This is a genomic window from Roseobacter sp. AzwK-3b, assembly GCF_000170875.1.
Taxonomy (GTDB): domain Bacteria; phylum Pseudomonadota; class Alphaproteobacteria; order Rhodobacterales; family Rhodobacteraceae; genus Roseovarius; species Roseovarius litoreus.
On the sequence record NZ_ABCR01000013.1, the window covers coordinates 1 to 12592 of the forward strand.

At 63.8% G+C, this 12592-nt stretch carries 14 protein-coding genes; 4 read left to right on the forward strand and 10 right to left on the reverse strand.

Annotation, left to right across the window (positions count from 1 at the left end; all coding sequences use genetic code 11):
• From RAZWK3B_RS17590 to RAZWK3B_RS17600, 3 genes are all read right to left on the reverse strand, one after another.
• Nucleotides 1-554: ATP-grasp domain-containing protein (locus RAZWK3B_RS17590; RefSeq protein WP_007817542.1), on the reverse strand; the 554-nt coding region annotated here is incomplete at its 3' end.
• A complete protein-coding gene (gene purE / locus RAZWK3B_RS17595) occupies nucleotides 547-1035 on the reverse strand; it encodes a 5-(carboxyamino)imidazole ribonucleotide mutase (protein WP_007817544.1) in 489 nt (162 codons plus the stop codon). The genes purE and RAZWK3B_RS17590, both read right to left, overlap by 8 nt.
• A gap of 126 nt (nucleotides 1036-1161) precedes the next feature.
• Nucleotides 1162-1386, reverse strand: a complete 225-nt coding sequence (locus tag RAZWK3B_RS17600; protein ID WP_037296224.1) for a YdcH family protein — start codon at nucleotides 1384-1386, stop codon at nucleotides 1162-1164.
• Nucleotides 1387-1543: 157 nt separating this feature from the next.
• On the opposite strand from RAZWK3B_RS17600, the gene RAZWK3B_RS17605 reads away from it, so the two are divergent.
• Both RAZWK3B_RS17605 and RAZWK3B_RS17610 read left to right on the forward strand, forming a co-directional pair.
• Nucleotides 1544-1957 (forward strand): Hsp20 family protein, encoded by a 414-nt coding sequence (locus RAZWK3B_RS17605; RefSeq protein ID WP_037296239.1) that lies wholly within the window; start codon nucleotides 1544-1546, stop codon nucleotides 1955-1957.
• Nucleotides 1958-1963: 6 nt separating this feature from the next.
• Nucleotides 1964-2191, forward strand: a complete 228-nt coding sequence (locus RAZWK3B_RS17610) for a DUF1150 family protein (RefSeq protein ID WP_007817551.1) — start codon at nucleotides 1964-1966, stop codon at nucleotides 2189-2191.
• Nucleotides 2192-2277: 86 nt separating this feature from the next.
• Here RAZWK3B_RS17610 and RAZWK3B_RS17615 read toward each other — a convergent pair whose 3' ends face one another.
• Entirely contained in the window at nucleotides 2278-3990 is a 1713-nt protein-coding gene (locus tag RAZWK3B_RS17615) for a bifunctional sulfate adenylyltransferase/adenylylsulfate kinase (RefSeq protein WP_007817553.1), read from the reverse strand.
• A gap of 286 nt (nucleotides 3991-4276) precedes the next feature.
• Here RAZWK3B_RS17615 and RAZWK3B_RS17620 point away from each other — a divergent pair, with 286 nt between their 5' ends.
• On the forward strand, nucleotides 4277-5335 hold the full coding sequence (locus tag RAZWK3B_RS17620) for a cytochrome-c peroxidase (protein ID WP_007817554.1): 1059 nt from the start codon (nucleotides 4277-4279) through the stop codon (nucleotides 5333-5335).
• A 240-nt stretch (nucleotides 5336-5575) separates the two neighbouring features.
• Here RAZWK3B_RS17620 and trxB read toward each other — a convergent pair whose 3' ends face one another.
• Both trxB and RAZWK3B_RS17630 read right to left on the reverse strand, forming a co-directional pair.
• Nucleotides 5576-6520: a thioredoxin-disulfide reductase gene (gene trxB / locus RAZWK3B_RS17625; protein ID WP_007817555.1), complete on the reverse strand. Its 945-nt coding sequence runs from the start codon at nucleotides 6518-6520 to the stop codon at nucleotides 5576-5578.
• Between the two features lie 135 nt (nucleotides 6521-6655).
• Nucleotides 6656-7546, reverse strand: coding sequence for a VPLPA-CTERM sorting domain-containing protein (locus tag RAZWK3B_RS17630; protein ID WP_007817556.1), 891 nt, complete (start codon nucleotides 7544-7546; stop codon nucleotides 6656-6658).
• A 372-nt stretch (nucleotides 7547-7918) separates the two neighbouring features.
• Here RAZWK3B_RS17630 and RAZWK3B_RS17635 point away from each other — a divergent pair, with 372 nt between their 5' ends.
• The gene (locus RAZWK3B_RS17635) at nucleotides 7919-8419 is read left to right on the forward strand and encodes an Lrp/AsnC family transcriptional regulator (protein WP_007817557.1); all 501 of its coding nucleotides are present in this window, start codon (nucleotides 7919-7921) and stop codon (nucleotides 8417-8419) included.
• Between the two features lie 36 nt (nucleotides 8420-8455).
• On the opposite strand, the gene RAZWK3B_RS17640 is transcribed toward RAZWK3B_RS17635, so the two are convergent.
• The 4 genes from RAZWK3B_RS17640 to lgt form a co-directional block, all read right to left on the reverse strand.
• Complete coding sequence (locus RAZWK3B_RS17640) at nucleotides 8456-9250, reverse strand: Hint domain-containing protein (protein WP_007817558.1); 795 nt, start codon at nucleotides 9248-9250, stop codon at nucleotides 8456-8458.
• A gap of 547 nt (nucleotides 9251-9797) precedes the next feature.
• Complete coding sequence (gene pgeF, locus RAZWK3B_RS17645) at nucleotides 9798-10553, reverse strand: peptidoglycan editing factor PgeF (RefSeq protein WP_007817560.1); 756 nt, start codon at nucleotides 10551-10553, stop codon at nucleotides 9798-9800.
• Entirely contained in the window at nucleotides 10550-11650 is a 1101-nt protein-coding gene (locus RAZWK3B_RS17650) for a class I SAM-dependent methyltransferase (protein ID WP_007817561.1), read from the reverse strand. The genes pgeF and RAZWK3B_RS17650 overlap by 4 nt, the downstream gene beginning before the upstream one ends.
• Nucleotides 11647-12534, reverse strand: coding sequence for a prolipoprotein diacylglyceryl transferase (lgt, locus tag RAZWK3B_RS17655; protein WP_007817562.1), 888 nt, complete (start codon nucleotides 12532-12534; stop codon nucleotides 11647-11649). Before lgt ends, RAZWK3B_RS17650 begins: the two co-directional genes overlap by 4 nt.
• Nucleotides 12535-12592: the final 58 nt, after the last annotated feature.

The window sequence follows — 12592 nt, forward strand, 5'->3', positions numbered from 1 at the left end:
AAGCCTTCGAGGATCGCGGGCTGCCCTCCCATATCGGCCAGCGCCTGTTCGGCATCTTCCGGCGTCATGATCCGCGCCTGCCCCTTGCCGTCATAGCCGAAGCGCCGGGTCTTGAGGATCGCGGGCAGTCCGATCTCGGCGATCGCCTCGGCCAGATCGATCTCGTCATCCACGGCGGCAAACGGCGCCGTTGCCAGCCCCAGATCCGACAGGAACGCCTTTTCGGTCAGCCGGTCCTGGCTGATCCGCAGCGCGTTGCGCCCCGGCCGCACGGGTTTGCCGAAGCTGTCCAGCACATCCAGTGCCGAGGTCGGGATATTCTCGAATTCATAGGTCACCACATCGACCGCGGCGGCAAAGCGGCGCAGCGCGTCCTCGTCCTCGTACTCGGCCTGAAAATGGTAGTTCGAGACATGGCTCGCCGGGCAATCGCCGCCCGGCTCGAACACACAGGTCTTGAAGCCGAGACGCGAGGCGGCAACCGACAGCATGCGGCCCAGCTGGCCGCCGCCGAGGATACCGATGGTGGCGCCGGTCGTCAGGAGATCAGTCATCTTGAGGCTCGTCCGGAATGGAGGCCGAAAGTGCGGCACGCCATGCATCCAGGCGCTGCGCCAGCGACGGGTCGCCATTGGCAAGGATCGCCGCCGCCATCAGCCCGGCATTGGCAGCACCCGCCGCACCGATCGCCATGGTGGCCACCGGAAAGCCGCGCGGCATCTGCAGGATGGAATAAAGACTGTCGACACCGGACAGCGCCTTGGTCTGCACCGGCACGCCGATCACCGGCACCCGCGTTTTCGAGGCCATCATGCCGGGCAGATGCGCAGCACCGCCCGCCCCTGCGATAATCACCTGAAGGCCACGCTCGGCGGCGGTGCGGCCATAGTCCCACAACCTGTCCGGGGTACGATGCGCCGAGACGATCTTTGCCTCGTAAGGCACCTCGAGCTCGTCCAGAATATCCGCGGCCGCGCGCATGGTCGGCCAGTCCGACTGGCTGCCCATGATGATGCCCACTTTGACCTTGCCCATGTCACTGGCCTCCTGCCGTCTGCGCGCGCACTATACCCATCGCGCGGGCAGGTGCAATCAGACAGACCGCGACAGGCGGCCCCCGTCACCCGGCCCGTCTCACGCAGGGTCGGCATTGCCGCGCGGTCACGCGATGATGTCGGGATAGAGCCGGTCCTCGATATAGGCGATCCGGTCCTTGAGCTGCAGTTTCTGCTTTTTCAGCCGCTTGATCGTCAGCGGATCGCCCGAGCCCATGGCCTGCAGAGCGCCGATCGCCTCGTCGAGATCGCGATGCTGGCGGCGGAATTCCTCCAGCTCGACGCGCAGCACCTCGTCCGACTTCATGGACAGATCGCTGAAGGCGTTCATCTGCGTGATTCCTTTCAAACTCCGGGCCATTGAAGATACCGCTTTTGCCCCCGCAGGCAAAGCCCTTGCACCCGTCCTTTTCGATGCCCATATTCATGGCGTCGGATCGCCGGAACGGGGTCCGGCAGGGACTGTCGCTTTGATGAAGGACGTGTCGATGACGAAACTGACGCTGGGGTCGCACCCTTACATGCTGGGGTTCGAGCAGCTTGAGCGTATGCTGGAACGCAGCGCGAAATCCGGCAATGAAGGCTATCCTCCGTTCAATATCGAACAGACGTCGCAGACGTCGTACCGGATCACCTTGGCCGTGGCCGGGTTCTCCGAGGATGATCTGTCGATCACGGTCGAGGATCGCCAACTGGTGATCCGTGGCCGGCAGGGCGATGACGCCGATACCCGGATCTATCTGCATCGTGGCATCGCGGCCCGCCAGTTCCAGCGCTCTTTCGTGCTGGCAGACGGTGTCGAGGTTGGCGAGGCGATCATGGAAAACGGTCTGCTGCATGTGGACCTGACCCGCGCCGAGCCGGAACCCGTGGTGCAGAGAATCCGGATCAACAAGGGGTAATGCAAGATGCAGACAAGATATGATTTCGGTGCCGACGAGGGCCGTCCCATCGTCTATGTCCGGCCCGTACACGTGGCCGACCTGCCCGAGGACATGCGTGAGCAGGCGATGGGCAGCACGACGCTCTATGCGCTCCATTCCGCGGAAGGAGAGCGTCTGGCGCTGGTGCGCGACCGCCGCCTGGCCTTCGTGCTGGCGCGTCAGAACAACATGAATCCGGTCGCTGTTCACTGACATTCGGGTGCCGCTTTCAAGCCAAAGGGCCGCCCCGTTCCGGGCGGCCCTTCGCGTGAGAAACCTTCAAAAGCTCCGATCCGGCCTCAGCCCGCGATCAGCCCCATCTGCTCCAGCTTCAGCAGCACCTGATGCGCGCAGTTGTCGACCTCGACATTCTCGGTCTCGACCCGCAATTCGGGATCTTCCGGCACGTCATAGGGGTCCGAAATGCCGGTGAATTCCTTGATCTTGCCTTCGCGCGCCAGCCGGTACAGCCCCTTGCGGTCGCGCCGTTCGCATTCCTCGAGGCTGGTGGCGACATGCACCTCGACAAAGGCGCCATATTGCTCGATCTCCTCGCGCACGGCCCGCCGCGTCGTGGCATAGGGCGCGATTGGCGCGCAGATCGCGATGCCGCCGTTCTTGGTGATCTCCGAGGCGACATAGCCGATGCGCCGGATGTTCAGATCGCGGTGCTCCTTGGAAAAGCCCAGCTCCGATGACAGGTTCTTGCGCACGATATCGCCATCCAGAAGCGTCACCGGGCGCCCGCCCATCTCCATCAGCTTGACCATCAGCGCGTTGGCGATGGTCGATTTGCCCGATCCGGAAAAGCCGGTGAAGAACACGGTAAAGCCCTGCTGGCTGCGCGGTGGACGGGTGCGGCGCAACTCGGCCACCACCTCGGGAAACGAGAACCACTCGGGTATTTCCAGCCCCTCCTGCAAACGGCGGCGCAGCTCGGTGCCCGAAATGTTCAGGATGGTGACGTTGTCGCGATCCTCGATCTCGTCGATCGCCTCGTATTGGGCGCGCTCCTGCACATAGACCATGTGCTTGAAATCGACCATCTCGATGCCGATCTCGGCCTCGTGCTCGCGGAACAGATCCTGCGCGTCATAGGGGCCATAGAAATCCTCTCCGGCGCTGTTCTTGCCGGGGCCGGCATGGTCGCGCCCGACGATGAAATGCGTGCAGCCATGGTTGCGCCGGATCAGCCCGTGCCACACCGCCTCGCACGGGCCGGCCATGCGCATCGCCAGATTGAGCAGGCTCATCGTCGTGGTCGCGTTGGGGTATTTGTCCAGCACCGCCTCATAGCAGCGCACCCGGGTGAAATGATCCACATCGCCCGGCTTGGTCATGCCCACGACCGGATGGATCAGCAGGTTGGCCTGCGCTTCGCGCGCGGCGCGAAAGGTCAGCTCCTGATGCGCGCGGTGCAGCGGGTTGCGGGTCTGGAAGGCCACGACCTTGCGCCAGCCCAGCTTGCGAAAGAGCGCGCGCAATTCGTTGGGCGTGTCGCGGCGGCCCCGGAAATCGTAATGCACCGGTTGCTGGATGCCGGTGACCGGCCCACCAAGGTAAACCTTGCCGGCCGTGTTGTGCAGGTAGTTCACCGCCGGATGCGCCGCATCGTCCGCGCCAAAGACCTTCTCGGCCTCCCGCGCCTTGTCGGGGGTCCAGCGGTCGGTGACCGTCATCGTGCCAAGGATCACACCCTCTTGATCGCGCAGCGCGATATCCTGTCCAAGCTCAAGCTTTTCGGCAAAGCTTTCTGATACATCGAGCGTGATCGGCATCGGCCAGAGCGTGCCATCGGCCAGCCGCATGGTCTCGACGACGCTGTCGTAATCCGCCTCGCTCAGAAAACCTTTCAACGGGTTGAACCCGCCATTCATGAGCAGTTCCAGATCGCAGATCTGACGCGGTGTCAGATCCCAGCTTGTCAGATCGCCGGCCTCGATCTTCAGCTTCTGGGCGGACTCGTACGAAACGAACAACTCGGGGATAGGGGCCAGATTTTGCTGGTACATCGGAACTCTCGAATGGCTGTTACATGAATGTGCGGCGCCCGGGCCGGGCACCGCCTGTCTGATATGCGGCTTAGCCCCGCATTGTGGCCGGATTCAAGGCTGAGTTGGACCTTTTCGTGAAACGAGGCAGCAATGCCACCATCCGGGCCTTGGGCGGAAGGATGTTTTGTCGCAGCCGCCGGGTGCGAAACGCGGCGCTTGTCTGACCCAGATCAAATCGGGGTTTACATCTTCGAATTAGAATACTTCCAGACGCGCGACCGATATCAATTGCCTGGAGACCTCAATGCCCTCACACCGCCCCCTCACGCTGGGAACAGTGTCCGCCCTCGCCATCGCCGCCGCAAGCGGTGTCCACGCCTCCGATTTGCGCGACCGCGCGCTCGACATGTTCGCGGCCCTGCCCTCGACCGTCCCGGCGCTGAACGACAACATCATCACCGATGAAAAGGTCGATCTCGGCAAGGCGCTGTTCTTTGATCCCCGGATGTCGGCCTCGGGGGTGTTTTCGTGCAATTCCTGCCACAACCTGGCGACCGGCGGCGATGACAACATGCCGACCTCGATCGGCCATGGCTGGCAGCAGGGGCCGCGCAATTCGCCCACCGTGCTCAACGCCGTCTTCAACGAGGCGCAGTTCTGGGATGGCCGCGCCGCCGATCTTGCCGAACAGGCCAAGGGCCCGGTGCAGGCGGGCGTCGAAATGGCCAACACCCCCGACAACGTGCTCGCCACGTTGAATTCCATGCCGCAGTATCAAGAGTGGTTCCGCGCGTCCTTCCCCGGTCAGGATGATCCCGTGACCTTCGACAATTTCGCCAAGGCCATCGAGGCGTTCGAGGCCACCCTGATCACGCCCGCGCCGTTCGATGCCTTTCTTAATGGTGACGACAACGCGCTCACCGATCAGCAAAAAGCCGGGCTCGATCTCTTCATGGAAAAAGGCTGCTCGGCCTGCCATAACGGCGTCAACCTGGGCGGCACAGGGTATTTCCCCTTCGGCCTGATCGAAAAGCCCGGCGCCGACGTGCTGCCACCCGATGACAAGGGACGCTTCGAAGTCACCAAGACGGCGGATGATTCCTATGTGTTCCGCGCCTCGCCCCTGCGCAATATCGACCAGACCGCGCCCTATTTCCATTCCGGCAAGGTGTGGGACCTGCGCGTCGCGGTGGCGATCATGGGAACCTCGCAGCTCGGCGCCGAACTGACCGATCCCGAGGTCGACGATATCGTGGCCTTCCTCGGCTCGCTCACCGGCAAGATGCCCGAGGTGATCTACCCGATCCTGCCCGCCGAAACGGCGACGACCCCCCATCCGACGGGCGAAGTGATCCCCAACTGAGCCCCGGCTCGCCCCCGATGACACCAGACCGGCGCAGGCCCCGCCCGCGCCGGTTCTTTCTTGTCCGCCGATCCTCGCGGCAGGGCATGGGGCAGGCCGGGGATGCCTCCGGCGGGAGTATTTTGGGAACGATGAAAGCCGCGCCGCGCGCGTTTCTTCTGGCCGGAAATATCCCGGGGGAGGCGTTGAAATCCCCCGGGATTTCAACGTTGGGGGCAGAGCCCCCATGTCTTGCGGACGTCAGCCCTCGAGTTCGGCGATGAATTTCTCGGCATCAAGCGCTGCCATGCAGCCCATCCCGGCGCTGGTGACCGCCTGGCGATAGACATGATCCGTCAGGTCGCCGGCGGCGAAGATGCCGGGGATCGAGGTGCGGGTGCTTCCCGGCTCCACCTTGACGTAATCGCCGTGATGCATATCGAGCTTGCCCTTGACCAGCTCGTTTGCGGGCGCGTGGCCGATGGCGATGAACACGCCCTTGCAGGCGATGTCGCTTGTCTCGCCGGTCTGGGTGTTCTTGACCCGAATGCCGGTGACGCCCTTGGGCATGTCCTCGCCCAGCACCTCCTGCAATTCGTGGAACCAAAGCGTCTCGATCTTGGGGTGCTTGAACAAACGGTTCTGCAGGATCTGTTCGGCGCGCAGCGTGTCGCGGCGGTGGATGAGCGTCACTTTCGACGCGAAATTGGTCAGGAACAGCGCCTCTTCCACGGCGGTATTGCCGCCGCCGACCACCACGATCTCTTCGCCGCGGTAGAAGAACCCGTCGCAGGTGGCGCAGGCCGAGACGCCGAAGCCCTTGTAGGCCTCTTCCGAGGGCAGGCCCAGCCATTTGGCCCGTGCGCCCGTCGCCAGGATCACCGAATCCGCCGTATAGGTGGCGCCGCTGTCTCCCCTGGCCACGAAGGGCCGCGCCTCGACATCTAGCTCGGTGATGATGTCGCCGATGATCTCGCAGCCCATCGCCTTCGCATGGTCCTGCATCCGCACCATCAGGTCGGGGCCCTGCACTTCGGTGTCGCCGGGCCAGTTCTCGACCTCGGTGGTGGTGGTCAGCTGCCCGCCCGGCTCAATCCCCTGCACGAGGATCGGCTCCAGCATGGCGCGGCTGGCATAGACCCCTGCCGTATAACCGGCGGGGCCGGACCCTATGATGAGGCATTTGGTGTGGCGCGTCTCGGACATCTGGGCTCTCCGTATGGTCGGGTCAGGCCGGATATAGCCTTGCCCGCGTCCGGGGGAAACCCCATGCGAGATGAAAGAAGGGCCCGCGCGACGATGCGGCGGGCCCTTGGGTGGTTTTCAGGTTCTGAGGCGCTCTCAGGCCGCCCGACGCTTGCGACGCAGCGCCGCCAGCCCGCCCAGACCGGTTAGCAAGAGCCAGCCACCGGCCGGCAGCGGGATCTGGCCCGAGGGCGGCTGGGTGGTGATTTCCTGCACCTTGATGGTGACGAACGCGCTCGAGAACGCCTCAGCGGTATCGCCGCCGGCACGGATCTTGTTCAGATCCCAAGCCGCGCCACCGGTTGCGAGGGCCAGTTTAGCGTAATCATCCTCGGTCGTCCCCGCGCCGTTTCCGATAAAGGCGCCTATATCGGTGGTGAAGCCGGTGCCATCGGCGATATAGGCCGTGCCGTCCGAGTCGATCCCAAGGGCGGTGCCGACACTATTGCTATCTGATCCGAAGGGATTGTTGATGATTGCGTTGAGCAGGATGTTCTGGCCCTTGAGGGCGCTGAGGATCGAGCTGTAGGTCAGTGAATTGCCCATATTGTCGCGATCTTCATCGGTAACGAGGATGAAGTTGATCGCGGCGCCTTGCGCATAATTGAAAGCGGTCCGGGCGAATTCGATCGCCGCATAGCCATCTTCTTCCGAACCCGTCAGCACAAGGTTGCTGAACTCGGTCAATGTGTCGGCCGCGGAATCGAGGATGCCGTCACTGATCGTTCTGGGGGCCGGGTTGCTTGCACCGAACCCCACCACACCATAGCTGCGATCCGTCACACCTGCACTGTCGAGGCCCGCATCGAGATCAAGGATCACATCTTTCAGAAATTGGTGTTCCGTGGTCATTGATCCCGACTCATCGACGAGAAAGACGACATTCGATGTCGTGTTGACCGTCGTCGTCGTCGTGGCATGCGCATCCGGCGCGAACATCAATGCGCCCGCGGCGACAAGCCCTGCACCTATAAAGTTTTTCATCATGGGTATCCCCCTTTTCAAATATTTTCAGGGCCACAACGGCCCATAATTGACCGCGTCAAAAGCAGCGACAGCCGACGTCACGGGGAACGGGAAACAAGGCACATGGGAACAGGCTCGGGACGACAGCACCCGCTACACAAAACACGGGTTTGCCCTCTATCAAACGCCACCAGAGTACCACTTTTTTACCATCTGGTGAACACATTCCTGCCCGAATTGACCATTTTCAGGGGGGGCATCCCCCCGAAAAGACAGCCATTCTGTCCTGATTTCTCCGGTTGCGCCTAACAAAGTTGCGAGTTATTGAAATAATATTGCGCGCGCCTGCGGTGCCGTTATAACTTTCACCAATTCAAACCTGTGGAGCGAATCATGTCCGCAACCCGTCTGGACGAGATTGATCGCAAGATTCTGTCCGAACTTCAGGCAGATGGACGGATGACCAATGTGGAGCTGGCGCGCCGCGTCGGAATCTCGGCGCCGCCCTGTCTGCGCCGGGTCCGCACCCTCGAGGAGCAGGGCTATATTCGCGGCTATCACGCCGATGTCGATCCGCGCGAGCTGGGCTTCGAAGTGCAGGTCTTCGCCATGGTCGGTCTACAAAGTCAGGCCGAGGCCGATCTGAGCGCCTTCGAGACCCGGTGCCGCAACTGGCCCTTGGTGCGCGAGTGTCACATGCTCAACGGCGAGGTGGATTTCATCCTCAAATGCGTGGCCCCCGATCTCAGCACCTTTCAGCGCTTCCTGACCGAAGAGCTGACCGCCGCCGACAATGTGGCCAGCGTCAAGACCTCGCTCGTGATCCGCGGTGCCAAGGATGAACCGGGCGTGCCTTTCGACATTCTCGAAGCGCGGTTGAACAAGTCGGCCTGACACCCCGTTCGTCGGGCAAGCCTCGGCAGCGCCGCCTCAGGCGGCGTCGATCTGTCCGCCCCAGCTGAACGGCAGGCGCAGATGCGCCAGGGGGCCGAAATCCTCGGGCGCGCGGATATGCGGGAAGAACGACAGGAACAGGTCCAGCATCTGGTCGCCCATCTGCCGCTCAAACCCGATGCCGGGGTGGAATGTCTCGAAGTCCATCCCCCCGGCGGTGATCGTGGCATGCTGTTGCAGGCACAGGTGATAGACCGTGATCGCCGCGGGCGGTGTGATCTCGACCACATTGACCCCATCGGCCAGATCGCGCACCGGACTCAGCACCCGGTCGCCGCCGAAACTGTCCCGCAGATTGGCCGGGCGCGACAACAGCCGCGCGCCGGGACCCGCCATCAGATTGCTCATTGGGCGCTCCATGCCAAAGGCATCCGGCATGATCCGGGTGACCCGGCATGCCAGTGCCGGCACGCCCGCGACATTCGGCACCAGCGTCATCGACCCGATCCAGATCAGCTTTTGCGGACCATATTCTGCAGTGTCGATCTCGCAGCCGGGCATCAGATCCTCGACCGCGACCTGTCCTTGGGTCGTGCGGATGAGCGTGCCGCGCGCAAAGGCGGAAAAGGCGCATTCAAAAGCAGGGATCGCAGGCCCGATATTCTCGGCATCCTGAAGCGTTCCGTCCGCCAGCTCCGCCATGATGCGATGCTTGCGCAGCATCCGCGCCTGGCGCGCGGTGCCGGTGGCCGGGGCATTGCTGCCCGGTTGCGCTTTTTCTTCGGGGCGACGGCCCACTCTGATCGAGGCCGCCGAATAGGGGATCGTCATGTTGTGTCACCTTCAGGATCGTTACAACCGCGCCGGCCCCCACCGACGACGACAAAAGGACGTGAAACCGTGTTCATTCGTACCTCAGGCGCGCAGCTGGGCCGCTCCGCCTGTCCCGGATCACATCGGGCCGCTGCTGTGTCGGCCCTCTCGTCGCCTCAGGCTGCGCGCGTTTCGGCCTTGCGCCGCGCATTGCGGCCAAAGGGCAGGGCAGGCATCGGCTGCAGGCTCGTCTCGATCACCGATTTCATCCAACGCTTTTTCATGGTCTTGTCCTCATACAACTGTCACTGCGCGACGCATTCTCCGTCATCGGAATCACTATGCCCGCGCTTTGGGGCCGCGATTTGACCGCGACACGCGGTGATGCAATTTTTTTGCCAATCCGCCGCACGAATTGTGAAATTGGACCGCATTTTGGAATTTCATTTTAAATCATGTGGTTAAGGGGATTCAGGCAGTCACGCCCCGTCGTGTCCCGGCCCCAATTTTGGCAATCCTGTGGACGTGTCCGCCCCGGATAGGCCCCAATCTCGGATTTCCCGGCTCAGATCCGGATGACCGAGATCAACCGCCCGTAATCCGCCTCTCCCGCATGGGTCGTGCGGCGATAGGAAAAGAACCGCTCCGGGTCCGAATAGGTGCAATGCCGCGTCCATTCGCACTGACCGATCCCGGCCTGCCGCAGCCGGTGCAGGCCAAACCCCGGCAGATCGAACAGATACCGGTCGCCCTCTCCATTGGCGAAGAAACGGGCATTGCCCGCGTCATCGGCCATGAAATCCTCCAGCAGTTCGGGCCCCACCTCATAGGTCCTCTGGCTGATTGACGGTCCGATGACGGCCCGGATCGCGCAGCGCTTGGCGCCCAGTGCCTCCATCGCATCGACCGTGGCCTCCAGCACACCGTCCAGCGCGCCGCGCCAGCCCGCATGGGCCGCACCCACGACGCCTGCATCCGGGTCTGCGAACAGCACCGGCTGGCAATCGGCGGTCAGCACTGCCAGCGCCACGCCCGGTGTGGCACTCACCAGCGCGTCGGCGCGCGGGCGTTCGGTCAATGGCCCGCTCACCGGGATCACATCCGCCGAATGCACCTGATGCAGCGTCACCAGATGATCGGGCGCCACCCCCATCGCCGTGGCCACCCTCGCGCGGTTGATGCTCACGATCTCGGACTGGTCCGACGATCCCGGCCCGCAATTCAGCCCTTGGAACACCCCCGAAGACGCGCCTCCGCGCCGGGTGAAGAACCCGTGACGGAAGGGCGACAGGCTGTCGGCGGTGATGATTTCCAGCGTCATGTCTCAAGTCCGGGCGGCGGTGGCGCCGTTTCGGGGAAAAGCCCAAGTACCTTGAAGACCGTCCCCATTTCCGCGGGATGGGTCAAGCGCCGATGTGCCGCAACATGCGCGTCCAGCGCCGCACCCTCCAGCCCCTGCGCCAGCGCCTGCGCCCGCGCGGTGATGCCCAACCGCTCCAGAAACACCCCCTGCGGGGTCAGACGGCTATGCTTTGCCGGGGCTGCGGCCTGCGCCAGCGCCTCGAAATCCACATGCGCGGTCAGATCCGCCCCGCCGGGATCGGCCAGCGGATCGGCGGCTTCATGCCCCGCCACCGCCTGAAACGTATCGCCCAGCGACCGCCAGTCGCCATAATCCACGATCAGCGCCGCACCGCCCCGTGCCCCGATTCGCGCGCCGATCGCCCCCGCCATGGCCTGCGCGCCCGCGCAGATCTCGACGATATCGCCATCCCGCGTATCCTCCATCCGATGCGCCAGCGCCGCCACCGGCTTGGGCGCGCTCACCCCAAGGGCCAGCGCGTCGCCGCTCAACCCGACGCAGCGTTCGCGCCACATCCCGCCCTCGCGCTGCAACTGCCGGATCGGCAGCGCGTCGAAGAACTCGTTGGCCAGCAAAAACAGCGGCGCATCGGGAAGCGCATCCACATGATCGTGCCACGTGATGTCATCGCGTCCCAGAGACTTACCCAGAGACTTACCCAGAGACTTACCCAGCGTCGCCCCCTGCACCGCCCGCAGCGTGGCCGAGGTCTCGACCAGATGCACCCGCATCGCCGCGTGAAACCCCGGCACCGCCCGTGTGGCGCGCAGCACATCGGCCATCAGCGTCCCGCGCCCCGGCCCGCATTCCGCCAGCGTGATCCCCTCCGGCGATCCCTGATCCATCCAGGCCTGCGCCAGCGACAGGCCCAGAAGCTCTCCGAACATCTGGCTGATTTCCGGCGCCGTGGTGAAATCGCCCGCCGCCCCCAGCGGGTCGCGCGTGGCGTAATAGCCATGTTCGGGATGCATCAGGCAGTCGGCCATATACTCGGCCAGCGTCATCGGCCCGTCCGCCCGGATGCGTGCGATCAGGATATCGCGCAGCCCGCTCATGCGCCCGCGCGACGCGCCCGCACGATCAGAACCAGACCCAGCACCACCATCGGCAGCGACAGGATCTGCCCCATGCTCAGCCCCAGCTGCCCCATCTGCCAGGCATAGCCCATCGGGTTGTCGGGCGTGATGAACTGCGCATCCGCCTGCCGCACGAACTCCACCACGAAACGCGACAGCCCGTAGCCGGCAAAGAACACGCCCGCCACCAGACCGGGCCGCTTGAGCGCGCCGCGCCCCCAGACCATCCACAAAAGGATCGCCCCCAGCAGAAGCCCTTCCAGCCCCGCCTCATAAAGTTGCGACGGATGTCGTGCACACGGCCCCTCGATACCGGGGCAATCCTGCGCCCGCGCTGTGGGGAAAACGACGCCCCAGGGCAGGTCCGTGGGCCGCCCCCAAAGCTCGGCATTGATGAAATTCGCGATCCGCCCCAGCAGCAGCCCCACCGGCGTCGCCATGCACAGCGCATCGGCCACCGACAGCATCGGGATGCCGCGCTTGCGCGCGAACAGGATACAGGCCACCACCACACCCAGAAGCCCGCCATGAAACGCCATGCCGCCTTGCCAGACCTGCAGGATCTCAAGCGGATTGGCCAGGTAATAAGCCGGTTGATAAAACAGCACGAATCCAAGCCGCCCGCCAAGGATCACCCCAAGGATCACCCATGTCAGCAGGTCCTCGACCGCGCGCGCATCCATCGGCGCCGTGCCGTTCGGCCACAGATGCGGCCGGCGCACCGCCGCCACCACCAGCCGCCAGCCGATCACGATGCCTGCGATATAGGCCAGCGCATACCAACGCAGCGAAAATTCCATCCCGAACAGCGCGATGGTGAAAATCTCCGGCGAGATATCTGGAAAGGGGATCATGGCCTTCATGCGCGTCTGTGTGCCTTCGGTTGTCGAAAGAAGTCAATCCTTGTCCCGGCCGGGCGCA

What these genes read in the sequence shown, in the direction of transcription:
- purE (WP_007817544.1), bottom strand. Translation starts at nt 1,035, where the DNA reads ATGGGCAAGGTCAAAGTGGGCATCATCATGGGCAGCCAGTCGGACTGG.
- RAZWK3B_RS17600 (WP_037296224.1), bottom strand. Translation starts at nt 1,386, where the DNA reads ATGAACGCCTTCAGCGATCTGTCCATGAAGTCGGACGAGGTGCTGCGC.
- RAZWK3B_RS17605 (WP_037296239.1), top strand. Translation starts at nt 1,544, where the DNA reads ATGACGAAACTGACGCTGGGGTCGCACCCTTACATGCTGGGGTTCGAG.
- RAZWK3B_RS17610 (WP_007817551.1), top strand. Translation starts at nt 1,964, where the DNA reads ATGCAGACAAGATATGATTTCGGTGCCGACGAGGGCCGTCCCATCGTC.
- RAZWK3B_RS17615 (WP_007817553.1), bottom strand. Translation starts at nt 3,990, where the DNA reads ATGTACCAGCAAAATCTGGCCCCTATCCCCGAGTTGTTCGTTTCGTAC.
- RAZWK3B_RS17620 (WP_007817554.1), top strand. Translation starts at nt 4,277, where the DNA reads ATGCCCTCACACCGCCCCCTCACGCTGGGAACAGTGTCCGCCCTCGCC.
- trxB (WP_007817555.1), bottom strand. Translation starts at nt 6,520, where the DNA reads ATGTCCGAGACGCGCCACACCAAATGCCTCATCATAGGGTCCGGCCCC.
- RAZWK3B_RS17630 (WP_007817556.1), bottom strand. Translation starts at nt 7,546, where the DNA reads ATGATGAAAAACTTTATAGGTGCAGGGCTTGTCGCCGCGGGCGCATTG.
- RAZWK3B_RS17635 (WP_007817557.1), top strand. Translation starts at nt 7,919, where the DNA reads ATGTCCGCAACCCGTCTGGACGAGATTGATCGCAAGATTCTGTCCGAA.
- RAZWK3B_RS17640 (WP_007817558.1), bottom strand. Translation starts at nt 9,250, where the DNA reads ATGACGATCCCCTATTCGGCGGCCTCGATCAGAGTGGGCCGTCGCCCC.
- pgeF (WP_007817560.1), bottom strand. Translation starts at nt 10,553, where the DNA reads ATGACGCTGGAAATCATCACCGCCGACAGCCTGTCGCCCTTCCGTCAC.
- RAZWK3B_RS17650 (WP_007817561.1), bottom strand. Translation starts at nt 11,650, where the DNA reads ATGAGCGGGCTGCGCGATATCCTGATCGCACGCATCCGGGCGGACGGG.
- lgt (WP_007817562.1), bottom strand. Translation starts at nt 12,534, where the DNA reads ATGAAGGCCATGATCCCCTTTCCAGATATCTCGCCGGAGATTTTCACC.